This window comes from Acinetobacter bereziniae LMG 1003 = CIP 70.12 (genome assembly GCF_000368925.1).
In the GTDB taxonomy this organism is placed as follows: Bacteria; Pseudomonadota; Gammaproteobacteria; order Pseudomonadales; family Moraxellaceae; genus Acinetobacter; species Acinetobacter bereziniae.
This window is the reverse complement of record NZ_KB849755.1, coordinates 452732-476823: the sequence shown is the minus strand read 5'-3', so window position 1 is coordinate 476823 and position 24092 is coordinate 452732. Positions and strand designations below refer to the sequence as shown.

The 24092-nt window shown below is 39.2% G+C and carries 22 protein-coding genes; 21 read left to right on the top strand and 1 reads right to left on the bottom strand.

Translation table 11 applies throughout. From position 1 onward, the window contains the following. Positions 1-24 precede the first annotated feature (24 nt). The 20 genes from F938_RS04065 to F938_RS03975 all read left to right on the top strand — a co-directional run bounded on the left by F938_RS04065 (position 25) and on the right by F938_RS03975 (position 21739). Complete coding sequence (locus F938_RS04065; RefSeq protein ID WP_005029632.1) at positions 25-327, top strand: hypothetical protein; 303 nt, start codon at positions 25-27, stop codon at positions 325-327. Beyond that, a complete protein-coding gene (locus F938_RS04060; protein WP_005029630.1) occupies positions 327-560 on the top strand; it encodes a hypothetical protein in 234 nt (77 codons plus the stop codon). Before F938_RS04065 ends, F938_RS04060 begins: the two co-directional genes overlap by 1 nt. A gap of 2 nt (positions 561-562) precedes the next feature. Then, the gene (locus tag F938_RS04055; RefSeq protein ID WP_005029629.1) at positions 563-2200 is read left to right on the top strand and encodes a portal protein; all 1638 of its coding nucleotides are present in this window, start codon (positions 563-565) and stop codon (positions 2198-2200) included. Continuing rightward, positions 2200-2715 (top strand): Bbp19 family protein, encoded by a 516-nt coding sequence (locus F938_RS04050; RefSeq protein WP_005029627.1) that lies wholly within the window; start codon positions 2200-2202, stop codon positions 2713-2715. The genes F938_RS04055 and F938_RS04050 overlap by 1 nt, the downstream gene beginning before the upstream one ends. Next, on the top strand, positions 2708-3319 hold the full coding sequence (locus tag F938_RS04045; protein ID WP_005029625.1) for a hypothetical protein: 612 nt from the start codon (positions 2708-2710) through the stop codon (positions 3317-3319). The genes F938_RS04050 and F938_RS04045 overlap by 8 nt, the downstream gene beginning before the upstream one ends. A 12-nt stretch (positions 3320-3331) precedes the next feature. Continuing rightward, positions 3332-4231 (top strand): phage capsid protein, encoded by a 900-nt coding sequence (locus F938_RS04040; RefSeq protein ID WP_005029622.1) that lies wholly within the window; start codon positions 3332-3334, stop codon positions 4229-4231. Positions 4232-4285: 54 nt separating this feature from the next. After that, complete coding sequence (locus F938_RS24445; protein ID WP_005029620.1) at positions 4286-4438, top strand: hypothetical protein; 153 nt, start codon at positions 4286-4288, stop codon at positions 4436-4438. Positions 4439-4522: 84 nt separating this feature from the next. Continuing rightward, the gene (locus F938_RS04035) at positions 4523-5083 is read left to right on the top strand and encodes a phage connector family protein (RefSeq protein WP_005029618.1); all 561 of its coding nucleotides are present in this window, start codon (positions 4523-4525) and stop codon (positions 5081-5083) included. Beyond that, positions 5083-7122, top strand: a complete 2040-nt coding sequence (locus F938_RS04030) for a phage nozzle protein (RefSeq protein WP_005029617.1) — start codon at positions 5083-5085, stop codon at positions 7120-7122. Before F938_RS04035 ends, F938_RS04030 begins: the two co-directional genes overlap by 1 nt. A gap of 2 nt (positions 7123-7124) precedes the next feature. Further along, entirely contained in the window at positions 7125-7577 is a 453-nt protein-coding gene (locus F938_RS04025) for a GNAT family N-acetyltransferase (RefSeq protein WP_005029615.1), read from the top strand. Positions 7578-7579: 2 nt separating this feature from the next. Continuing rightward, the gene (locus F938_RS04020) at positions 7580-7975 is read left to right on the top strand and encodes a hypothetical protein (RefSeq protein ID WP_005029611.1); all 396 of its coding nucleotides are present in this window, start codon (positions 7580-7582) and stop codon (positions 7973-7975) included. Next, the gene (locus F938_RS04015) at positions 7975-10002 is read left to right on the top strand and encodes a hypothetical protein (protein WP_005029609.1); all 2028 of its coding nucleotides are present in this window, start codon (positions 7975-7977) and stop codon (positions 10000-10002) included. The genes F938_RS04020 and F938_RS04015 overlap by 1 nt, the downstream gene beginning before the upstream one ends. Continuing rightward, positions 10002-12842, top strand: a complete 2841-nt coding sequence (locus F938_RS04010) for a transglycosylase SLT domain-containing protein (protein ID WP_005029607.1) — start codon at positions 10002-10004, stop codon at positions 12840-12842. The genes F938_RS04015 and F938_RS04010 overlap by 1 nt, the downstream gene beginning before the upstream one ends. 34 nt (positions 12843-12876) lie before the next feature. After that, complete coding sequence (locus F938_RS04005) at positions 12877-13059, top strand: hypothetical protein (protein WP_005029604.1); 183 nt, start codon at positions 12877-12879, stop codon at positions 13057-13059. Positions 13060-13141: 82 nt separating this feature from the next. After that, a complete protein-coding gene (locus tag F938_RS04000) occupies positions 13142-16312 on the top strand; it encodes a hypothetical protein (protein WP_005029602.1) in 3171 nt (1056 codons plus the stop codon). A 64-nt stretch (positions 16313-16376) separates the two neighbouring features. Beyond that, a complete protein-coding gene (locus tag F938_RS03995; protein ID WP_005029599.1) occupies positions 16377-16718 on the top strand; it encodes a hypothetical protein in 342 nt (113 codons plus the stop codon). 2 nt (positions 16719-16720) lie between these two features. Then, a complete protein-coding gene (gene terL, locus F938_RS03990) occupies positions 16721-18373 on the top strand; it encodes a phage terminase large subunit (RefSeq protein WP_005029597.1) in 1653 nt (550 codons plus the stop codon). 5 nt (positions 18374-18378) lie between these two features. Beyond that, positions 18379-20775, top strand: coding sequence for a hypothetical protein (locus F938_RS03985; RefSeq protein WP_005029595.1), 2397 nt, complete (start codon positions 18379-18381; stop codon positions 20773-20775). 80 nt (positions 20776-20855) lie between these two features. Next, the gene (locus F938_RS03980) at positions 20856-21227 is read left to right on the top strand and encodes a hypothetical protein (protein ID WP_005029593.1); all 372 of its coding nucleotides are present in this window, start codon (positions 20856-20858) and stop codon (positions 21225-21227) included. Next, positions 21224-21739, top strand: a complete 516-nt coding sequence (locus tag F938_RS03975) for a glycoside hydrolase family 108 protein (RefSeq protein ID WP_005029591.1) — start codon at positions 21224-21226, stop codon at positions 21737-21739. Before F938_RS03980 ends, F938_RS03975 begins: the two co-directional genes overlap by 4 nt. A gap of 93 nt (positions 21740-21832) precedes the next feature. On the opposite strand, the gene F938_RS03970 is transcribed toward F938_RS03975, so the two are convergent. Beyond that, positions 21833-23050, bottom strand: a complete 1218-nt coding sequence (locus tag F938_RS03970) for a tyrosine-type recombinase/integrase (RefSeq protein ID WP_005029588.1) — start codon at positions 23048-23050, stop codon at positions 21833-21835. A gap of 155 nt (positions 23051-23205) precedes the next feature. Here F938_RS03970 and surE point away from each other — a divergent pair, with 155 nt between their 5' ends. Continuing rightward, positions 23206-23991: a 5'/3'-nucleotidase SurE gene (surE, locus tag F938_RS03965; RefSeq protein ID WP_004831222.1), complete on the top strand. Its 786-nt coding sequence runs from the start codon at positions 23206-23208 to the stop codon at positions 23989-23991. The last annotated feature ends 101 nt before the right edge of the window (positions 23992-24092 follow it).

The following is a 24092-nucleotide window of genomic DNA, read 5'->3' as shown; positions in this document are numbered from 1 at the left end:
TATCACTAACGATGGGGCTTTTTTATGGCTGAGCGCAAAATAAATACACCTGGTGTGACTGAGAGTAAGCAACCAGAAACAACAGAAGAAACCAAACCTGAGCAAACGACTGAAATTCAGGATGCTGTAACAGGTGTGACTGAGAGTCAGCATACTGAACCATCACAAGAAGATTTATTACGTGAATTGGCAGAGGCAAAAGCTCAGATCGAACAATTAAAAAATCAATCTCAGCCTGTTGCCTTTGATGCTCAACAGCCTAAACAGCCTGCAAAGCGCGTTCCTGTTTTGACAAAAGATGGATGGACCACAAAGGAGGCTGACTAATGTGTGGAGGTGGCTTAGGAAAAGTCTTTTCTACTGTTACGGATGCAATCGGCTTAACCAACACTAAGCAAGCATCACAAGGCTATGACGCTCAAGCAGCAGAAACAGACGCAAAAAACGCAGCACAGGAAGCACAAAACCAAGCTAAGGCACAACGTAAAAAACGCCAAGCTTCAGAGGTGCTTACTTCAACTGACCAAAATCAGAAGAAAACAACACTCGGCGGTGGCTAATTATGAGTGATTTAGTAGCAAGGTATTGTAAGCGATTAAGCGAGCTAAAAGCTGAACGTGTACGTTACGAACCAATGTGGACAGAGGCATATCGTTATGCTGCGCCTGAGCGCCAACAATCGTTTATTGGTGATGATGTAACGGATAGTCGCAAAACCCAACGTGCCGAGCTACTGGATTCAACTTTAGCAGAGGCAACACAGCTTCTTACATCGAGCATTATTTCAGGTACTACGCCTGCAAATGCATTGTGGTTTAAAGCTGTGCCTGATGGTGTGGATGATCCTGCCGAATTAACAGAAGGTGAGCAATGGCTTGATGTGATTTGTCAGTTCATTTGGCGAAATATCCATGGCGCAAACTATGACAGTGAAATCTTTGATCTTGTTTTAGATTGTGTTGTTGCAGGTTGGGGCGTGATGTATGTAGATATTGACCGCAAAGTAGGTGGTGGATATGTATTCCAGACCTATGATATTGGTCAATGCTATCTCTCAACAACTCGACAAGACCAAAAAATTGACACGCTTTATCGTGAATTTGAAATGACTGCAGCCGCATTGGTTGCTGAATATGGAGAAGATAAAGTAAGTGAAAAAGTCCGCAATACTTACAAAGAAAAACCTGATTGTAAGATCAAAGTTGTAACTGTTGTTGAGCCTAGAAATATCAAGGCTTCTCATGATCTATACACCCTAGCCAAGAATAAGTCTTTTGCTTCATATCATATAGAAGTTGAAGCGAAGCACATCTTAAAAGAATCAGGCTACAACGAGTTTCCTTATGTTGTGCCACGATTCAGAAAATTGCCTCGTTCTGTATATGGAATTGGTCAAGTCGCAATTGCTTTGCCCGATGCAAAGACTGCAAACATTCTTATGCGTGACACTGTGCGAAGTGCTGAGATTTCAACACTAGGTATGTGGGTTGTGGAAGATGACGGCACATTGAACCCACGAACTGTTCGTCTTGGTGGTGGGAAAATTATTACTGCGAATAGTGTTGAAAGCATTAAGCGAATTGATGATGGCAAAGGCTATCAAGTCGGTATCGAAATGCTTGGTCTTATTCAGAGCAGTATCCGTAAAAAAATGATGGCAGACCAATTGCAACCGCAAGATGGTCCTGCAATGACAGCAACAGAAGTGCATGTGCGTGTCGATTTAATTCGTCAGCAACTAGGTCCTTTATATGGTCGTTGGCAAGCTGAATTATTAACACCGTTGTTGGAGCGTACTTTCGGACTTGCATATCGTGCAGGCGCAATCGGTGACGCACCAGAAGAAATGCAAGGGCGCAATCTTTCATTCAAGTTTATTTCTGCTTTAGCTCGATCACAACAGCTTGAAGAAGTCACAGCAATTGAGCGCTTCATTACGAACATTGCAGGTGTAGCGAATATCGATCAAACCATTTTAGACAACGTTGATATGGATGCAGTGGCTCAAGTCACAGGCATGGGCTTGGGTGTACCTACAGCAATTCTGCGCACCCAAGAACAAATTGATTCTATTCGTCAACAAAGACAACAAGCACAGCAACAGGCAGTACAACAAGAACAAGCTCAAACACTGGCACAACCACTTGCCAATGCAGTGGGTAAAGGGCTTGAAAATGAATTAACGAGTGAGGTGATGTAGTGATTTATGTAGTTATAGCAATAGCCATTGTGTTCCTAATTTATGCAATTTTCCAAAAGATTAAGCATGAAGAATGGCAAGAAAAGTATTGGGAGGAAAATCGTTGCCATCAAGCCACTGAATTAGAGCTAAAGGAAGTAAATCAAAAGCTGACTGAAGCCTATGAAGATATTGAAACATTCTCAAAAAATTATGAGTTAGAGAAGGAACATCGAAAGCAACTTGAACAAAGTCTGACCAAAAATGACGATGAAACCAAAGAATCAGGCGTTTATTTCAGGCAGCGAGAACTAACAAGACCTACGCCCGAGACCTATCGAGTCGTGTTTGATTTAGACATAAACGGTCAGCGAATCTTAGAGCATTTAACACAAATGTATTGCCGTGATGCTTTCTCAAGCACAGATCGGGAAACCAATTACAAGTTAGGACAACAAAGCGTGGTCCACTACATGATTAATCAAATCAATAAAGCCAATGATCCAAATTACAGCGAGGTAGCAGACAATGGATGATCTACAAAATCAAGGTGGTGAAGAGACTCAGACTACTGAGCAAACTCAAACTTCAACAGAAACAACCACACCAAATGAAGAAACACAAACCACTGATAAGCCAACTGAAACCAAAGAAGAAAAACCAAATCTTCCAGAGTCAGCAGATAAGTATGAAGTGACTTTAGAGGGCTTTGACTTTGAATCATTCAAAGCAGACGAAAGCAATAAGTCATTTTTAGAAAACGCCCATAAAGCAGGTATTTCTAATGAGCAGTTGGGTGTTGTGCTTGAAGCATATGACCAACACACAGCAGTCCAACTAGAGCAATTACAGACTGAGTGGGGCGGTGACTTTGATGCAAATATTCGACTAGCTCAACAAGCAGTTCAAGCGGCAGGTTTAGACCCAAAAGATGTGGATTCTCCAACCTTTGGCATTCGCTTGGCAGCTTACTACGGCAAGGCATTGCAAGAAGATATGCCTCCATTAAACACACAGCAAAGTGGCACTGACAATGTATCAGACTTGATTGCATCAGAGGCATATATGAATGAAAGTCATCCTGACCACAAACGTGTTTATGCCCAAGTTCTAAAACACTATGCAAAATTAAACCAGTAAGGGGCTTAACCTATGGCTAATGAAAACAAAATCACGGCAGCGTTTGTAACACAATACCATGATGCGTACGAAGTTGCAGCAATGCAAAATGAATCACGACTGTTAAAAACGGTTGTGAATCGTGGGAAAATTACAGGTGAATCATTCACGATTAATGATATGGGGCAAGTGGAAATGTCACCATCAGGCAATCGTTTCGGTGATACTGCTTGGACAATTCCTGACACAGGTGTTCGTACTGCTTTAATGGCGGATTATGATCTATTCATTCCAATTGAATCTCGTGATCTCCCAAAATTAAAAGCAATTCCAACCGATAAGTATATGAAAAACTTAATCAGTGCTCGTAATCGCAAAACTGACGATATTATTTATCAAGCATTGGTTGGTGGTATTGCCCGTACTACTGTGAATGATGCAGGTGTAAAATCAGTCTCTACGGTGAATTTGCCAGCTGGACAAATCATTCTTTCAGGATTTGGAACCCTCAAACAAAAAATCATTAAAGCAAAATCTCTATTCCGTCTGAATGAATGTGATGAACATAATGGTGAAACCCTAAATATGCTATACACAGCTTCAATGCTTGAGGATATTTTAGGTGACACAACACTTACAAGTGCGGACTTTATGGCAGTTAAAATGCTCCAAGAAGGTGCTGTTGCAGGTAAGTGGTTGGGTGTAAATTGGATTCCTTACGAAAAACTCAACAACGGGGCAGGCGGTGCAACCGAACGACGCACTGGTATGTATGCAGGTTCAGCAGTTCATTTTGGTGATGCTGATATTACTGGATTTGATATTTCTAAACGTCCAGATAAAAAGAATATCAGCCAAGTAGGCGGTGTTCATTCATTTGCAGCAGGTCGTGGAAATGAAGCAAAAGTAGTCGCAATTGATTTTGAAATCTAAACCACTCCCCACATCTTAATGGTGTGGGGTTTTTAATGCCTAGGGGAAAGTTAGATGAGTGAAAAAATTAAGCAAGAAAAATACTTTGATTTAGATGTTGAAGTTGAAGAAAGCACTATTTGTATTAATCAGAAAAATTCTGATCTAGTAATCAGTAAAGATGCTGCAAAGCGGTTGATTGAAATCTTACAAGATTTTGTTGAGTAGATTTATCTACGTTTCCTTTGCCCCGAAACACAACAAATCAAAACCTAAAAGCCTTCAAGATAAATAAAACTTGAGGGCTTTTTTATGACCACAACAAAAATATCTATCTGTAATCACGCTTTGTCATTAATTGGAGAGCGTTCTATTTCTAGTTTCGAAGAGGAAACAACAACAGCAGAGCATTGTCGAAATGTTTATGACCAAACACGTAAATCGGTTTTACGTGATCATCCATGGTCTTGTGCTAAAAAACGAACCATTCTTGCGCCTGTAACTACATATCCAGCCTTTGATTTCAATCATGCATTCCCATTACCTAAAGATTTTTTACGTTTAATTGATGCAGGGCAATGTCAATATGAAATTGAGAATCGGCATATTTTATCAAACAATAATGAGCTACGTTTAATTTACATATTTGATAACAGCAATGAGGACACATGGGATTCAATTTTAGTTGAAGCTATGGCTCTTAAACTTGCTTCACGACTATGTAAGCCCTTAACTGGTAGTGATGCAGCAGGTGAATCCGCAAAAGCCGAATATGAGCGCCAAATCGCTAAAGCACGCAGAGTAAATGCACAAGAGCGCCAGAGCGAAGATATGCAATACAGCGAGTCATCATATCTCGGAGGGCGTTACTAATGCGTAGTTGGGTATTAAAAAATAATCTCAGTAGTGGTGAGCTCAGTCCTTTGCTATGGACTCGTACCGACGTACAGCAATATGCAAATGGAGCAAAAACACTTTTAAATGCGATTCCACTTGTGGAGGGTGGGGCAAAGAAAAGACCAGGCACACGTTTTAAAGATGTGTTTGCAGGTGCTTTGCGTTTGATTCCCTTTATTCCAAGTTCTGAAAATGCCTATATGTTGATCTTGGGTGCTGGATTTTTAAAGGTTTATGATCCACGCACATATAGTATTGTCTATGAAGTAGCGACTCCATATAACACTGCTCAAAAAGTTAAGGAAATACAGTTTGCTCATACTCGCTATCGCATGTATTTAGTGCAAGGTGACACGCGTGTACATCGATTCTTGTGTTCTGCAGATTTTACGAATTGGCAATTTTCACCTTTCACGTTTTCAGTACAACCAACGGATGAGCTAGGTACATCCCCTAACGTTTCACTTAAACCAAGTGGGACAATCGTTGGGCGATCAATTGGGCTTACAGCAACAGCATTCCCTGCTTGGAACAATACAGAACAGTATTTAATAGGTGACCGTGTAATTCACGCAGGACAAACTTGGCGAGCAACTTCTGATAACAAGGCGAGCGAGCCTAGTCCAACATCTGGCAATTGGGTTGGTGTGGCAGCAGGTGATGCATCTGTATTTACAGTTGATCATGTAGGTGCTGTCATTTCAATCAATGGTGGTCAAGTTAAAATCACATCGGTGTCATCACCTACGGATGCTATTGGTGAAGTTATGGTGGCGCTTACTTCTGATATTCAAGCTATCGCAAAGTCTTGGACACTTAATTCTTTGGCATTCACAGATTCCACAGGATATCCAAGAACGGTGGTGTTTTTCAAACAGCGTTTAGTATTTGCTAATACAAAAACAAATCCAAATCAATTGTGGTTTGGGTCGATTGGTAACGATGGCGACTTTTTAGAATCCACAGATGATGCAGATGCCTTTAGTGTTGCTTCATCATCTTCACAGTCAGATAACATTTTACACTTAGCACAACGTGGTGGCGTAGTTGCGCTCACTGGTGGGTCTGAATTCTTAATTAGTTCAACTGGTGCACTTACACCTGCATCAGCTCAAATTGAACAACACACAACTTTTGGGGCACAGAAAGACGTAAAACCCTGCCAAGTAGGAAGTGAATTATTATTTGTTCAACGAGGTGGAGAGCGTTTACGTGCATTATCATATCGATACGAAGTTGATGGTTTGGTATCTCCTGAGCTGTCAGCAATTGCACCACACATTGCTCAAAAACATGGTGGCATTAAAGAATTAACCTACCAACAAACACCATATTCATTGGTTTGGATTGTCTTAAATGATGGTAAGGTTGCTTCAATTACATTGAATCGTGATCAAGAAATGAATGCATGGGCATTACATGACTTTGGTTGTGAGGTTATTTCTGTATGTTCATTGCCAACATTAAGCGGTTCAGATCAATGTTTCATTCTAACAAACCGTAAAGGTTCTATATTTTTAGAAGAATTAATTGAATCAGCTCAAAGTGATTGTGAGTTTATTTATGCTGAGGGAAATACCATACCTAAAAATCAGCTGAATACCCCTTATTTAAACTGGTCAAACAGTGATGGTTATTGGTATTCAGAGCAATTGGATATTCAAAGAGAACCAGGACAAACTTATTATTGTGGTCAACCATTCTTGTTTGAAGTTGATTTACTCCCTCCTGATTTCAGTCAAGTACCAAGTACAACCATGTTTCATAAAATATCAGTTCATGAAGCAACAGTATGGATCAAGGATAGCATCGGGGGATTTGTTAATAATTATGAGTTGCAACATAAAAAAGTATCATCTGAGGCTTTCAAAAATAATCTATTCACCGGCTATGTTGATACAGCATTAACAGGATGGCAGCCATTACATAGCCTTGAATTGAAATTAACACACAACAAACCTCAACCTTATCACGTACAAAGTATCTCTATGTTGGTATCAATCAATGAGAAATAGAGATGTTTGTGAGAACAGCAACAATTCAGGATTTGGACACGCTTGTTGATTTCGGCAAGCGTCTCACTCAGGAATCACCAAAATTTCAGCATCAAGGTTTTGATGAAGATCGGGCAGTACAGTTATTTACCCTTTTAATTGAAAAGCAAGAATCAATTTTGTTGGTCTGTGATGAATATTCAAATGTCATTGGTGCATTAATCGGCTGTATAGATGTGGATTGGCGCACAGGTCAGCGCCTTGCATTCGAGCAAGGTGTTTATGTGTTGCCAGAATATCGTACAACTGGCGCAGGGAGTGAGTTGATTCAAAACTTTATTGATTGGGCGAAGCTCAACAATGCAGATCGAATTCAACTCGGCACAATTACAGGCATCAAAGCGGAAAGAACAATAAGTTTATATGAGTCTTTAGGCTTTGAATTGACAGGCTATGTTTTGGAAATGGGGGTTTAACTATGTGCAATGGTGGAGTTATATCATCCGTTTTTAGTGGCGTTGAGGGCATTGTAAATGCAGGTCAAGCTGATGCAATTTCTAAGGGTAATGCCAAAACAGTCCGATCTGTGGCAAAACTTAACTCAAAAAAGATACTTGAGCAGGGCAATAAAGATGCTTCATCCGCACGAGCAGCAGCGGCAGAAAATGGCTTAAACGTTGATGTAGGTACAGCGGCAAATATTCAAGATCAAATACTTGGTGATGCTGCGTACAACTCAACAATGAATCTCAGTGATTCTAATTGGCAAGCAAATCAGATTAGACAACAGGGTAAAATGCAACGAAACAGCTATGGTATGAAATCAGCCAGTAGCTTTATTGATGCAGGCTCTCAGGCTATGGGGTGGAAATAATGTTAATACCACGTTCAAGAGGTCGTGAAACAGCTCAACCAACTTTACAGCAACATACTCCGATGACTGGTTTATCCGCAATTGGTAATTCTATTGGCGGTGCAGTACAGGCACGTGATGAGAAACTTCAAGAGCAGGAAGTGACAGCGAAACGCCTTGAGCTTTATCATAATGATGTGTCTGAGCAAGAAGCGAAAGTAAAGCTTGATGATGTGATGACCACAGAAATGAGCAATCAAGTTTCAACTTTGAAAAACGACCTTGCTAACGGAACAATTAACGCACAACAAGCGGACGAAAAACTAAAAACTTGGTCGAATGATCGCTATAAGCAACTCGAATCTGACATGCCCATGCATGCTCAAAAGAAATTACAAGAGTATTGGAACAGCACAGCAAGCCAACAAGCAACAAGCTTTTTGCCTTTACAGCTTCGTGCCGATGTTCAAAAGGGTGCGACCATTGCAAACCAAGCTTTTGATATTTCCACACGCCAAGATCGTGAAGCAGGGCGACAGTATTTAATTAAAAACTTGGATGGTCTGAATTTAAGTGTTGCTGATAAAGCTGATCGTCTGAATAAGTATGATGTAACACGTGATATAATGGATATTGACGGTCGTGTAACATCGGCTGTAGAAAATAACAATGTAGGTGATTTGAATAATCTGCTTGGTGAACTTCGAGGTGGCCAGTTTAAATATTTAGATGGACCAACGGTTCAAGACAAAGAAAAACAGGTTTTAAGCAGAATTAGTGCTTTAGATCAAAAGGCACAAGTCGAAGAAAATAAACGCATTACTCAATCAAACAAAGTATTTAATGACTTTAAAACACAAGTGCTTACAGGACGCGCCTTAGACAGTGGCTATATTCAAAATGTAGAGAGTGCAGTCAAAGGCACAAATAATGAAAGTGACTTTCAGTTTTATAAATCAAACTCAATAAACTTTCAAAAATTTAGTCGCTTATCTACAAGCGATATGCTTTCTAAAATCAATAGCCAAAAAGCAGCTATGAAAAACTCAACCACTAACAATGCCGAAAATGAAAGCAAGGTTATGAATGTGTATGAGTCTATCTATCGCGACAAGTTAGAAACGTTAAAAAATAACCCAAACCAAGCGGTAAGTGAGGCAGGCTTAAAGCCTAATCAATTAACTGGTATGGAATTAAAAGCAAATCCACAATCATTCGCTGCCAAAGCTGTCGAAAATGGTGTGAATCAATATGCTTTACGTGACCCAAACATCAAATTAAAACCAATCTCAGAAGAGAATCTTCCTGAAGCAAAGCAGGCATTTGATGCAATGGGTGTGAATGCAAAGCTTGATTTTATTGGTGCGCTTATTGGGCAGTCTAAAAATATTCCAAATGGAAATAAAATTTGGGGCGCAACTCTAGGGCAATTAGGTAGTGGTGATCAGTCGTATATCATGGCAGGTATTGCACGAATGAATGACTACAAAACCACTAACGGTGAAGATGTGGCTAAAGCAATATTAAGTGGCACACAGGCGCTTAAAAATAAACAATTGACTATGCCTAAGGATGAGCTGCTTAAATCAGAATTTAATAAGTATGTCGGTAATTCTGTATCTGGCGAAACAGCAAATATGACCTTTCAGGGGTTTAAATCAATATATGCCCATTTATCTGAACGTGACGGGTATCAACATAAAGATAAGGATGATTTAAGCAAAAATATTGCTAAAACAGCTTTAAGTATGGCTACAGGCGGTGTTTATGATCAACCCATAAAATATGGCAATCAAAGAACATGGAAGGTGTCTAAGCCTTACGGTTTAAGTGATGATGAATTTGAAAAAGATGTAAATAAAGGATTGAGATATATCTCCTCACAAACTGGAATAAGTGTTGGTGAGCTTGAGGATTTTAGATTGCGTCGTTCAGCAACACGTTCAAGCACAGGTGAGATTCGATATGATCTTATCAATGAACGTGGTAATCCCTTAATTGTTAAGGGTGTTCAGTGGTGGGTGAATATGAAAGGGAGAACCAAGTAATGAGTAACTGGCTTTCCGAATATTCAGGCGAAGATCAACAACAAGTTGATGCAGTCAATGCAAAAGGTTTAACACGTAAGCCAACGATAAAAGAAGAACCGAGTTTATTCTCAGGTGCTGCAACCGCAGTACCAAGAGGCTTGGTCGCAGGTGCAGTAAAAGTGGTTGATACTGTAGCTAAACCATTTGAGCGAATTGCTGATCATGTTCAATATGCGACTGAGGATATTCAAAAGAATGGAATTGATGGTGGCATTAACTTAGCTGATCCATCATTCAGCGAAGTACATGAAGAAAAAAACAAGGTTAGAAATCAACAATTAGTTTCTGAAATTGAGCAGCTTCAAGACACTAAAAATACAGGTACAGTAGGGAATATTCTATTTAGCTTGGGCGACTATGCAACACGAGCGACCATTGGTACTTTAGCTGCTGGTCCTGTTGGTGCTATTGGTGTTACAGGGTTATCAGAAACAAATTACAGTTTTGAGGAATTAACCAATAAAGGTGTGGATTCTGAAACAGCTTTAAAAACTGCTGCTGTAGATGGTGCTGTAGCAGGTGTATCTGCCGCACTCCCTATCTCTTATGGGATGAAAGGCACAGGCGGTTTAATTAAGGATGCAGCACTTTCAATCGGTGGGGCGACAGCTTTGTCTACAGCAGGGCAGTATGCAAGTGGTCAAATCCTTGAAAATTCAGGCTACAAAGATCAGGCAAAAAAATATGAAATTACTGCTGAAAGCGTTGGAACAGATTTAGCCTTGAATGCTTTACTGTTTGGTGGTGCACGAGGTGTAAGCGCGTATAAGGCTAAACTTGATGCAGATGTAGCCAATGAGATTAATAATTTAGATATTGATCAAATTGAAGCAAAAGAAACTCAAATCCAAGCTAATTTAGTCAAAAATGAATTAGAGTTTGAGCAAACACTTTCACCAAGAAATACCACTGATCCAGTCCAGCAGAACAACCATTTAATTAATCTTGATACAGTAGTCGATCAAATCAAGGCAGGTCGTCAGGTTCAAATTCCTCGTGAAGTAAAAGGCGAACCAAAGCAACGTACAGTAACGATTCAGCCTTCTGAATATAAAAATATTCGCTATAACGATCCTCGCCTAGATTCTGTGTTGCATTCCAAAGCAAGCCAAATGGATATGGAGTGGGCAACGCCTTTACTACTCGCTATCCGTCGAGCAGGTGAGAAGTCAAACAATAATCAGGTTTCACCTGTAGGGGCGAAATCAATCATGCAAATTATGCCTGAAACTCAGGCAGGGCTTGAGAAAACCTATGGTAAAAAATGGGATATAAACAATCCTAATGATGCAACTGAAATGGCTTTATATCTTGTTCGAGAAATGTCTGAGCAATATAAAACCAAAGACCCTTTAGTTTTAGCAGCTCATTACAATGGTGGCTTTGTAAATGGTAAAGCTATGCAGAAAAATGGCAAACCTAAAGCACAAGAAACAATTAATTATGTCAACCGAGTGAGAGATTTTCTTAATACTGGAAAATATAAAAACTATACCGGTAATAATATTGGCACTTCTATTGGCTTAGATGGTTCAAGTTACGACTTTGCGTATGAGGTCAAATCATTAAGCGATTTGATTGCATCCAATGATCAAGCCTATGGGGTTAATCCAAACTACCCAAGCGAATTGCAACCACGTGACCGAACAAGGGAAGCATCACGCCAACAGATTGAGGATATGGCGAATGATATTAAACCTGAATGGTTGGGTGAGTCGTATAAACTTTCAGATGGTGCGCCTATCATCGGTATGGACAATGTTGTTGAATCGGGTAATGGTCGAACATTGGCAATCAGTAAGGCATATGAACAGGGCAAAGGTGAAGCCTATCGACAATTTGTTCAAGATTTTGCAAACACTCGAGGTTTGGATATAGAGGGTATCAATAACCCTGTTTTGGTTCGTACACGTCTAACAGATACTGATCGCGTAGAGTTCGCAAAGCTTGCCAATCAAAGTGATGTAGCGCAATTCAGTAGTACAGAACGAGCTGTCAATGATGCAGATAAACTTCCTGACTCGAGTCTCTTAAAAATCAATAATGATGGCACAATTAATCTTGATCAAAGCATGGATTATGTTCGTGGTTTTGTAGACCAATTACCACAAACAGAACGAGCAAATGCAATCACCAGTGATGGCAAACTTTCGCAAGATGGAAAGCGTCGAATTGAGTCTGCAATTGTTCAACGTGCCTATGGTGACTCGAATCTCGTTAAGCGACTTTCTGAAAACTTAGATGATGACAGCAAGACAGTATTAAATGCATTGCTTAAATCAGCGCCTCAGCTCTCACAATTGAATGATTTAGTAAAACAAGGTGGTAGACACCAAAACACAATTGCGAGCGATTTGGCGCAAGCTGTGCAGAAATACAGTGACCTAAAAGCCAATGGCTTACCTGTTCAGGATTATCTGAATCAGGGCACTTTGTTTGATGATGGTTTGTCACCTGGTGCAAAAGACTTTCTAAATGTTTTTGACACCAATAATCGCAGTGCAAAAGCCATTGGAGAGAATATTCAATCCAAGATTAATGAAGTCGAGAACATGGGCGATCCACGTCAAGGCACATTGTTTGGTGATTCTTATGAGGAAAAAGCAGCACTAGATATTATTATGCAAAACCCTGATCAATTGATTTCAGTAAGCCGTACAGACCCACAGGGCAACATTGAAGAAATAACAATGACATTGCGTGAACGATTGGATGAATTGGAAGCTGAAGCGAAAATGGCGGAAGTTGATATAACTGCGACTCAAGCTGCAATTAGTTGTGCTTTACAGTTTGGATAATAGTATAATTAGTAAGCGGATAGAGGATAGAACCATGAACATTGAAGATATTAGAATTAACGCCCCATCTAGTGCTAAATATTTCAGAGAGAAAAACGGAAAAACCATTTACTACAAAACGGCTATGATTGGATCGAGACATATTCTTTACAGATATGAAAATGAGACATGGGAAGAGACTACTTTAAAAGATTGGAGTGAGTTATCTGAATTATAAAAGTTTTGATTGTCCAATCCCATCACCCAACAAAACCCACTTTATTAAATGCTCAACTGTTAAAAACATTTGGGCATTTTTTATGAAAGATCAATGCAAACAAGCCGTAGCAAAAGCTTTAGGCAAAACACAACTTACACAACAAGAAGCAGATAACATCGAGCAACGTATCCGTGACGCTATGAAGTCACGTGCGAGACAAGATATTGATGCTTGGCGTAATTTGTCAGATTCAGAAAAATTAACCGCAGCAGGTGAGCAGGTCGCAATAGATATTAAGGCTGATATAAAGCGAAAAAACAAAATTGCCGCAAACGATATTCTTACTCAAAGTAAAAATCTTGCTCAGCTTGATCATCCAACATTATCTGCATCAGAGGTCATTGACCGAATGGTTGCGCCTCATGGTGATATGTCAGGAATACAGTCTTTAGACTCTAAAGCTCGTGCAATTGCTTCTATTTATCGTGGAGACTTAACAGATTTTTATACCAATATTAAAGGTGGTTCGGGTGTATTCACTGATCTTGACTTGGTTCAAAATATTGTACGAGAACGTTTTAATGAAAACACTAGCGATACTTTAGCCAAAAAAATATCAGATAAAATGGGTGATGTTTTTGAAAGTATGCGTGAGCGTTTCAATCGTTCGGGTGGAGATATAGGAAAACTGGATGATTGGGGGCTTCCGCAAACACACAACTTAGAAAAAATTGCAAAAGTTGGTAAAGATGAATGGGTTAATCGATCTGAGCAATTAATTGATACTTCAAAATATGTGCATGAAAATGGTGAATTTTACTCTCAACAAGAAATTCGAGAATTGCTTGAATATGCCTTTGATACCTTAACAAGTAATGGTGCAAACAAAACCGAAATTGGAAGGCAAACTACTGGGCGAGGTGCATCAAAAGTTACCAGTCGTCATTCTGAAAGTCGAGTTTTACATTTTAAAGATGCCGATTCGTGGATGGAGTATCAACAGAAATTTGGTGGATTACCTTTTGTTGATCTTGTTGAGGCTCATGTAAGTGGCTTATCTAAAGATATTGCACTGGTTGAAAATCTTGGTAGTAATCCTAAAAATGCAATGCGGCTTTTAATGGATGCCGCAGAACAAAAAGATTGGGCGAATGGCTTAAATCCCAAAGATACAAACGCATCAAGAAAGCGTGCTCAAACCATGTTTGAGGAATTTACAGGACAGAACACACCACAATCGGAAGTATTGGCAAATCTCGGTTTAGCATATCGATCTATGAATGTTGCATCCATGCTTGGCGGTACGATGTTATCTTCAATAACCGACCAAGCCATGATTGCCAAAACAGCATCAGTACATGGAATTGCATACCGAAAAACATTTGGAGAGCTGATCTCACAATTAAATCCAAAGAATAAAGAAGATAGAGACAATGCCCATAGTTTAGGGCTGGCAACCGAGGAAATGTTAGGGTCAATTAATCGATGGTCGGATGATGGTCTAGCCTCAACAAGTGGAAAGGCTCAAAAAATAGCGCGTTTATCCAGTGCAATTGCAACTCAAATTATGAGAATTTCAGGCTTAAATGCTTTAACTGCTGCATCAAAAGTTGGTTTCTCAAAAATGCTAATGAATAAATACGGCACATTAACGCGTTCTAAATCATGGGATCAGGTTTCAGATATTGATCGTGAATTGATGGAGAAAACAGGAATAAACGAGCGAGCATGGAAAGTCATGCAAGTTGCTGAACCAATTGTTGATCGCAAAGGTAATCAGTTAATGTCGGCGAAGTCTATCTATCAAATTCCCGATGAGAAAATCATAGGTGCAATGGATGATGATTTTAAAAAATTACAAGACAACACCGATGCACAGCTCAACGAATTGAATCAGCGTAATTTTGAAGATGATCAGCGCATAGCAAATAAGGCACAGCAAATTGATGACTTAAAACAACAGTTGTCACAACGCTTACAAGACTATGCAAATCGCACAGATTCAAAATCCAGTGCTGAAAAACAAGCGCTAAAAGATCGTATTGATTTGCTTAATACCCAAAACGAGGTTGCGGCAGCTCAAGTCGATATTAACGCCTATCTACAAGCTGAAAAGCAATCCAATCGAATACAAGACTTTTTGCAACAAGTCGAAGATGGTCGTCACTCAGATAAAGCAGCTCAAGATACACGTAAAAATGTAGAGCGTAATGCTGGGCAATATGGTCGGCGTGGTGAGGAACTAGGCAAGCGCTTGGGTAATGCCGAGCGTCGAATGGTCGAACTACGCGCCAAAATTAGAAAGGCTGAAAGTGAAGCAAACAAGTCAATTGACAAGAAATTTAATGAATTGGATAAACGTGTTAAATCATTGGATGAAGAATTTTCACAATATCAAACTCGTGTAAATGATCGTCAAGCTAAACGCTCTCAAGCTATTGAAGGAATTACAAATAGCATTGATGATAATCGCAAAGAATTAGCACAAAAGATTCGCGATGAAGTAGCGAGTCAATTCCAAGCACACATCCTTGATGAACAAGGTATGGCAGTTGTAGAAGCTGGATTGCGTGAGCGTACGTGGATGAGCGCAGGGCAAAAGAAAGGCACAGCAATGGGCGAAATTGTGAAAGGTATTTTACAATTCAAATCTTTTCCAGCAGCATTTCTTATGCGCCATGGTTCACGTGCAATGAGTATGGACAAAGGCACATCTAAGGCAGCGTATGGCTTATCTATATTCGCAATGACCACATTGCTTGGTGCTTTGGTTGTTCAGCTTAAAGAAATTGCCAACGGTAATGATCCTCAAACTGTTTGGGATAGTGAAGACCCGAATAAATTGGCTAAATTCTTTACGCGATCTGCGGTGCAAGGTGGTGGCTTATCTGTATTGGGTGACATTCTAGTAGCAGGCGCAGACCCATCGGGCAGAGGAACATCAGATTTTATTGCAGGTCCATTGGGTAGTGATGTAAAAACTGTGTTGGGCGTAACTGTAGGCAACGCTTTACAGGCTTATGAAGGTAAAGACACCAACGCAGCGAATGAAATTTTTAAATTAATTAAAAGTAAAGTGCCTGCACAAAATTTATGGTATACAAAAGCTGCAATGAATCGAATGATTTTTGATGAGTTGCAAGATGTTATTGCACCTGGTTACCGTGAAAAACTTATGCGCAAAGCTCAACGAGAACAAGATCGCACTCAATGGTGGGGTGATGATATTGGTGATATTCAAGCGCCTGATTTCGACAAAGTCATTCAATAGCAACTCACCCAACAAACCATAACTCAAACCCTCGTATAACTTCTTATTATGCGAGGGTTTTTATATGTCAGATGAAAAGAAAAAAGTAGGTCACTTAAAGCCTGAAACCAAAGAGAAACTTATCCTTTGCTTGGAAATGGCTGGTACCGACACAGTTGATTTAATGACTGAGGCATACGGGAAAGACATTTTTGATAAGGAAGGTCGTGGCGATAAAGTTTGGCTTTATAAGGGTGCAAAAGAAGCATTAACTTGCATGGAAAAATTGAAACGCATCTTAAATGATGATGAGCTTTCGGTGGGTGATCCAAATGATCGTAAGATTTCCCCTGAGTCACAAGCGGCAGAATTATTGAAGGCTGTATCTGAAAAGCTTGAAGCACGTAAAAACCAACGCCCGAGTTAATTATGATTCAGGTTGGTTTTGCGGCTTTCTACCTCGTTTATGCTGAAACGCTGAATTGGGTTGTGCCTGATTTCCACTTAGATGTCTGTGACTTCTTGGAGGATTATGGCTCACTTGGTTTATTGATGATGCCACGTGGACACGGTAAATCAACCATTCTCGATATTTATAATGCATGGAAGCTCTACAACAATCCTAATCACTTAATCTTGCATCAAGGCGCAACCGATCCAGATGCATACAAAGTAAGCCGTGGTACTGAACAAGTATTTGAGCGTCATCCGCTTTGCCAGTTATTTAATATTAAAAAGGTGCGTGGAGAAACACAGAAATGGTGGGTTACAGGTTCAAATGATGTTCGCCACGGTTCTATTCATGCGCGTGGCATTCTGTCAAATGTGACAGGTTCACGAGCAAATGAAATTCAGAATGACGATGTTGAAGTGCCGGGGAATATCGGCACACCTGAATCGCGTGAAAAACTTCGCTATAGATTATCTGAACAAACACACATTCTTATACCCGGTGGGCAAAAGCTATTTGTAGGCACGCCTCATACACATGATTCGCTATACACCCATATTCAAAAACTAGGCGCAAAATGTTTGGTGCTTAAAATGTTTAAAAATGAAAAACGATTTGAAAACGTAACTGAAGCCATTGTTGATTTTGATCCTGTCTATATTTTTAGTGGCATTGGAAGTCAAGCCAAATTGCTCAAAGAAGGCATAAATTATCAATGGATTAAACAAGGCAATATCTTCAAGATAATTTTTACTAAGCAACATTACCTTATTGATATTTATAGTGAGGCACTTTGGTCAGAAAGATTTACTCCTGAAATTATGGAAGAACGAAGAAAAGAGTGTAGAACGATTAACGAATGGGATTCCCAGTATCAACTACATGCCAAGCCTGTTGGTGATGTTCGTCTCGATCCTGATAAGTTAGTTGCTTATGACTGTGAGCCTGTTTTAAAACGTGCCAATGGGCGCTACATCATGATGTTGGGTGAGCGACAAATTGTTGGTATGACTGCTCGATGGGATCCAAGCTCAGGAAAACTTAAATCAGATATATCAGCAGTTACTTTAGTATTGCATGATGATCTAGGCAATAAGTTTTGGCATAGATCAATTGCCTTAAAAGGCGAAGTAATTATTTCAGATGATTTGGGCGAGGTTACAGGTGGGCAAGTTTGGCAATTATGTGATCTGATTGAGAATTTCAATATACCATGCATAACAATTGAAACAAACGGTATAGGTAAATTCGCCCCTGCGGCTTTAAAGGCAGCACTCAAAAAAAGACGAATACGTTGTGGCGTTAAAGAACATCATTCTGTAGGTCAAAAAAATAAGCGCATTCTAGATGGAATTGAAGGTCCTTTGATTTCGGGATTATTGTGGGCGCATGTATCTGTGCTTGATACCCATGAAGGGGAAAATACATCTGATCAATTCAAGCAAATGCGTATGTTTAATCCTGCCATTTCTGATCAAGAAGATGATTATCTTGATTCACTATCGGGCGCAATCACTGATTCACCTGAACGCATAGGAAAAATACACAACAATCTTGAAGCTAATGAATCGCCTAATTGGAGAACAAACGGTGGTGTGCATGAAGCCACTTTAGATTTTGATATAGGGTGATAATCATGGCGGTACCTGAACAAACTCCTTACAAGGAATACACCGCAAACGGTGTAACTAAAATTTTCCCTCTTGAATTTGATGTTTTAGAGCAAGATCATCTAATTGTTTTAGTTAATGATCTTGAGCCATCAGTGGGCAGTTGGTCGCTCGATGCAGTTAATGATACTGTAGTTTTTGCATTACCTCCTGCAAATGGTGCAAATATCAAAATACGTCGCGATACTCCACTTGAACGACTAAATGATTATGCAAACTACAATGCTACTCTAAAGCCAACAACAGTGAATACTGACTTTGATAACATCTGGCGAAAGCTTCAGGAAATGGGTGTCCTGAATTGGATGATCGATAACAATATTAAAGATTTGAATGAATATGTTGATAGCTTGAATGATGAAACTAAAGCGCAATTTTTAGCCGAAATTGAAAGGCAAGGGGTTTCTTTAAACCAGCTTGAAGAATTAACAAATCAAATCTATAACAACCTTGCAAATGTTGCAGCCGAAAAGGGGTGGTTTGCTGAATTTGTAGCAGATGGTGATGAAAACCAAAAGCAAATTAACAATAAAACCATACGAAATTTTGAGAATCTAAGTGATCTGCAAGCCTATGTTCCACGAGAAATTGGGCAAATTGCGTATGTTAGAAATTTAGGAAATTTTAAGTACACTACTAATGGATGGGAAATTGATAATCAAAACGAAATAACAGTTGATTGTGTTGCTGATATATCAAAGATTCCTCTATACATAAATAGAACGATTAAAACAAAATCCTATTTTAAGGACTTAAACACTGGGGCATGGTCTTACAAGTACGATGGCACAATTCCCAAGAATAGGCACAACGGTGGAACTATTATTGACCCAACCATTGTCTTTGCAAATTTATCAGATTTTTTATCTAATAAAAGTACCAGTGGTTATGGATGTTATATAGCTCTAAATACTGAATGCAAGATTCCAGCAGAAATATTTGGAGCACATCCAAACCCTGATTTTGTTTTAAATGATATTTGTGTGAATGCTGCGCTTTTAGCAGCAGGTGCATCAACCGAAAGTCTTGCAGTTAAGGAAGTAACAGTAGGCGCTGGTGTTTTCTATACTACAAATGCAATAGTTAACACAACCAATCGACATATTATTCCACCAAAACTAATCGGTGCAGGTCGTGAAGCAACACAATTTATTAAAAAGACAAATAATGTATTGGGACTTGGATACTTAGCTGATCCAGCGACAGATGCTGTTCTTGTTTCAAGTCCAAGGGGTGATAACCCTGAAGGAGCTTCCGCTTACTTGATTTCGGAAACAGTTAAAGGGATATCTTTAAAGCATGAAAGCCCAATTGAGAACAGTGTAGGATGGTATAGACATAGATCAGCAATGGGTTATGCTGATGATATCTACGCTGAAAACAACCATACACATTATGTATTTAACGATTGCTGGATGACCAACTTTGGTCAGCTTTGGGCGCACGGTGGAACATATGGTTACATATTCAACATAGCAACATCACTTCGTGGTGGTTGGTTATATGCAACCTCAACTAACTCAAGAGCGTTTCTTTTCGATAAAGTTGTTTATTCTGACATTAAGTGTTGTGCAGATCATTGTGGTTTAGCTGGAGACAATGGAGCAACCGCATATAGATTCGTAGATTGTAAAGGTGTATCAGGTAAATTTAACGGTGAAAATCATAGGGGCGAATTGTTTTCGTTTACTGGTAGCTATGGCATGACAATCAGTGGACAGGATTGGCGAGCTAAAGCAGTTGCAACAAATGCAAGTGTTCTGCGAATGTATTTTTCATATGCAACAGTTAAATTTCTTGGTTATGATTTTCTTGAGTCAGCTTCAGCACTTACCGCTAACGAACGCAAGAATTATGAGTTTTACCAGAAAGATTCAATTTCGGTAATTGATTTTGATGTTTGCACAATGCCTCAACAAGAATACGGAGCTTCTGAGAAAAAACCTATCCATAGTATTTTAAATGGAGGCGAGGCGTTTCTTTCAAAGCTTACAGATTCAAGGTATATCCAATTTGGTAGACATGTTCACCACATACTTGCATTGACTACAGATTGGAAGATGCTTTGTTATGTCGGGGCGTCGAGTCGAGTGCAACTCAAATCTGCGACTTCAAATGATCCAAATCAACCTTATTTTTGCTACGTAGACAATCAAGAAAATAGAGACGTGGGAATTAAGATATTGGCAATCTCTAAAAACCCTTCCTCTCCGACTGAGATAGCCACCATTTATGTTAATAATTTCTCTGAAACGCAAGTATCAACTAAGTTGCTTGCTTATATAGGTTCAGATGGCTGGTTGTATGTGAAAGCTGCTAGTACAGGTTATTCACTAGAATATGCATTTGATTTAATAATCTAAAATATACCCAACAAATCACACCTAACCCTGCCTTTTAATTGAGACAGGGTTTTTTAATACCAAAAATCAGGGGAAATACATTGAACGATCCATTTTCTATCAAAGGCTTACCATTTGTTTTAAAAATTATTGCTGCAATTGTTGGAGCAATATTCGCATTGACATTAAGCGGAGATATAAACACTCAAGGTCAAATCAAAATAACGATTGGCGTCATTATGAAATTTACTTTCAGTGTTGCTATCAGCTTATACGGTGGATCTGCATTTATTGAATATTACGAATTATCGCATTACTCACATATGGCGCAGGGTTTTGTGATGCTTCTATTTGCAATCTTTGGCTTACTTTGTATTGGTATTGCTTATCAATCATTGCAATTGCTGAAAGGTAAGTCATTTAACGAAATCATTATCGAAGTAAAACAAGCATTCGGAGCAATATTTAAATGAACTTTGAAAAAGCATTTGGTCGCCTAATTGGTCATGAAGGTGGGTTTTCCACAGATCAAAATGACCCAGGTAATTGGACGGGTGGTAAAGTTGGAAAGGGGATTTTTAAAGGCACTAAATACGGTATTGCTGCCAATACATACCCAAATTTAGACATTAAAAATCTTACCATTGAACAAGCCAAAGACATTTATAAAAAGGATTGGTGGGATAAATTAGGGGCTGATCAGCTTCACCCAGCAATTGTTTATCAATTGTGGGACTTCGCTGTAAATGCAGGGAAAAGCCGAGCAATTAAAGAATTGCAACAAGCTGTTGGTGTTCCTGACGATGGAATTATAGGACCTAAAACTATTGCAGCAGTTAAAGCCAAAGATGTGAATGACGTTCTATTGTTGTTGGCTTCAGAGCGTTTAAGTTTTTATACATCCTTAAAAACATGGGCAACTTATGGCAAAGGGTGGACTAACCGAGTCGCAGAGAATCTAAAATATGCAGCTGAAGATAATTAGTTTGTTACTTTGCTTATTACTAACCAGTTGTACAGCCCACACTATCAACACGAACGTGAGTGTGGGTATTTGTGTGAAAGCCCTTTAGGGGCTTTAACTCTTCCAACTATCCACAATGTCAGCCCAATCTTGAAGCATCTTACGTCGATCATCTATCCAACTGGCATGATTATAAGTAGCTCTTGTTTTATTTTCTTCAACATGGGCTAATTGTTTATTGATCCAATCGGGCTTATATCCTTTCTCATTTAGCAGGGTAGATGCTGTTGCTCTAAAATCGTGTGTAGTAACATCAGGTAAACCAATAAAAACCAATGCTCTATTAAGCGTTGTTCTCGCTAACATTTCATCTTTTTTAAAAGGTGCAGCAAAAACATAAGTTTCATTGGGTGATATTTCGTATTGCTCATTTAATAATTCGCAAAGCTGATCAGAAATAGGGACTAAATGAATATGGTTCTTTTTGTTGCTACGCTCTTGCTTGCGTCTTCTTGATGCTTTAGGGAATTTAATAACTCTCTCTTCAAAGTCTACAAATGACCATTGCATACGTCTGATCTCGGATGCCCTCAACATGGAATACATCATAGCTAAGCAAGCATTTCTGACTGTTGTAGTACCCCCGTATAGCTCAAGGCGAGTTCTAAGTTTTATCCGTTCGTCTTTTTCCAATGGTCGTGCATGTTCAATTTCAGGGGCTTCTATTGCGCTTCTTACTGCGTATGTTGGGTCGTTATCAGCTCTTAAAGTTACAATTGCATATTTCATTACAAGGCTTATGAATCTTCTATTCTGATTTGCTGCTGCCTCTCCGGTGCCATAATGAGATAGTTTCTTTACCCGTGTCATTGTATCTTTCATGATTGTTAGAACATCGGAGGAATTAACATCTTTAACAGGTTTGTGACCAATGACTTTGTATATGTCTTTCCTCATAGATCGCTTAAATTGCTCAATGTAGTCTTCACTTTTATATTTCATCTGTTCCAAAATATATTCTTCAGACACAGCTTTAAAAGTGTTTGTTGTGGCTGTAATTGCCTCAATTTTCTTTTTCTTTTTTTCTTCGACTGGATTTATATCTTCTTTTAATAAAGCTTTTGTTTCATCTTTCTTTTTACGTGCATCAGCCAAAGTAACAATTGGATATTCTCCAAAACTTACAGTGCCTTCTTTGCCATTTAAAGTGTATTTGAATCGCCATATCTTCTTGCCAGAAGGTCTTACTTCAATGTATAACCTTTCTGCATCAAGTACCCGATACATTTTTTCTTTAGGCTTTAATGATTTTATTTTAGTATCTGAAAGCATTAGGTTACCCGTTCAGTTATATAAGTTACCCGTCACAATACCCGTTTTAATGACAGATTAGTGCGAACCAATACCGACTAAAATAGATTAAAGTTTTAGATAAATAAAGGGGTATAAAAGAGTTTTCAGATTAATATAGATTTAAGTAGATTATAGTGAATATTTTAATTGCCAATGACGATGGTGTATTTGCACCGGGTATCCAAGCTTTAGCAAAAGCATTAAGACCGCTAGGACGTGTTGTAATTGTTGCACCTGAAAGTGAACGTAGCGGTTATTCTAGTGCTTTAACCTTAGATCGACCATTACGTCCAATTCAAGTTGCTCCAGATATGTGGGCAGTCAATGGCACTCCTGCTGATTGTGTTTATTTATCAATGAATGGTTTATTTGATTTTGAATTTGATTTGGTGGTCAGTGGTATCAACAGCGGAGCGAATCTAGGAGATGACGTACTTTATTCTGGAACAGTGGGCGCTGCATTTGAGGGGCGTTTAATGACTTTACCTGCAATCGCGGTTTCATTGGCAGGTAGTAATGTTCGGGCTTATGAGCGTGCTGATGATTATGCACAAGCAGCACAGTGGGTTTACACATTTATTGCTCAAGGACTACCACAGCTACCACCGCGACATATTTTAAATATTAATATCCCAGATGTTGCTGAAATTCAGGGCGCTCAGATTACCTATCAAGGGCGACGGGTACAATCAAAACCAATCACCAGTCAGGTTGATCCGCGTGGTCGTCAAGTGTATTGGATTGGGTTGGCAGGCGAGGCGGTTACAGACCCTAAAAAGAACTTACAGCATATCCAGTCAGATTTTTTTGCTATCGCCAATGGTTTTGTCAGTATCACACCGATTCAAATGGATGCGACCAACTATGGAATCTTGGAAACTTTACAATCGCAGCTCTCACATAGTCATTTTGATGTATGAGTGTTATAAGTTTGTGAAAAAGCACTGCGAAACAGTGAAATAAGTGTGTTTTTTGCTAATCTTAAGCAAATATTTTTAAATTTAAGATTGTAGAGAGGGAA

Excerpts from the sequence above, each read along its gene's own strand:
- F938_RS04065 (WP_005029632.1), top strand. The coding sequence starts at position 25 with ATGGCTGAGCGCAAAATAAATACACCTGGTGTGACTGAGAGTAAGCAA.
- F938_RS04060 (WP_005029630.1), top strand. The coding sequence starts at position 327 with ATGTGTGGAGGTGGCTTAGGAAAAGTCTTTTCTACTGTTACGGATGCA.
- F938_RS04055 (WP_005029629.1), top strand. The coding sequence starts at position 563 with ATGAGTGATTTAGTAGCAAGGTATTGTAAGCGATTAAGCGAGCTAAAA.
- F938_RS04045 (WP_005029625.1), top strand. The coding sequence starts at position 2,708 with ATGGATGATCTACAAAATCAAGGTGGTGAAGAGACTCAGACTACTGAG.
- F938_RS04040 (WP_005029622.1), top strand. The coding sequence starts at position 3,332 with ATGGCTAATGAAAACAAAATCACGGCAGCGTTTGTAACACAATACCAT.
- F938_RS24445 (WP_005029620.1), top strand. The coding sequence starts at position 4,286 with ATGAGTGAAAAAATTAAGCAAGAAAAATACTTTGATTTAGATGTTGAA.
- F938_RS04035 (WP_005029618.1), top strand. The coding sequence starts at position 4,523 with ATGACCACAACAAAAATATCTATCTGTAATCACGCTTTGTCATTAATT.
- F938_RS04030 (WP_005029617.1), top strand. The coding sequence starts at position 5,083 with ATGCGTAGTTGGGTATTAAAAAATAATCTCAGTAGTGGTGAGCTCAGT.
- F938_RS04025 (WP_005029615.1), top strand. The coding sequence starts at position 7,125 with ATGTTTGTGAGAACAGCAACAATTCAGGATTTGGACACGCTTGTTGAT.
- F938_RS04020 (WP_005029611.1), top strand. The coding sequence starts at position 7,580 with ATGTGCAATGGTGGAGTTATATCATCCGTTTTTAGTGGCGTTGAGGGC.
- F938_RS04015 (WP_005029609.1), top strand. The coding sequence starts at position 7,975 with ATGTTAATACCACGTTCAAGAGGTCGTGAAACAGCTCAACCAACTTTA.
- F938_RS04010 (WP_005029607.1), top strand. The coding sequence starts at position 10,002 with ATGAGTAACTGGCTTTCCGAATATTCAGGCGAAGATCAACAACAAGTT.
- F938_RS04005 (WP_005029604.1), top strand. The coding sequence starts at position 12,877 with ATGAACATTGAAGATATTAGAATTAACGCCCCATCTAGTGCTAAATAT.
- F938_RS04000 (WP_005029602.1), top strand. The coding sequence starts at position 13,142 with ATGAAAGATCAATGCAAACAAGCCGTAGCAAAAGCTTTAGGCAAAACA.
- F938_RS03995 (WP_005029599.1), top strand. The coding sequence starts at position 16,377 with ATGTCAGATGAAAAGAAAAAAGTAGGTCACTTAAAGCCTGAAACCAAA.
- terL (WP_005029597.1), top strand. The coding sequence starts at position 16,721 with ATGATTCAGGTTGGTTTTGCGGCTTTCTACCTCGTTTATGCTGAAACG.
- F938_RS03985 (WP_005029595.1), top strand. The coding sequence starts at position 18,379 with ATGGCGGTACCTGAACAAACTCCTTACAAGGAATACACCGCAAACGGT.
- F938_RS03975 (WP_005029591.1), top strand. The coding sequence starts at position 21,224 with ATGAACTTTGAAAAAGCATTTGGTCGCCTAATTGGTCATGAAGGTGGG.
- F938_RS03970 (WP_005029588.1), bottom strand. The coding sequence starts at position 23,050 with ATGCTTTCAGATACTAAAATAAAATCATTAAAGCCTAAAGAAAAAATG.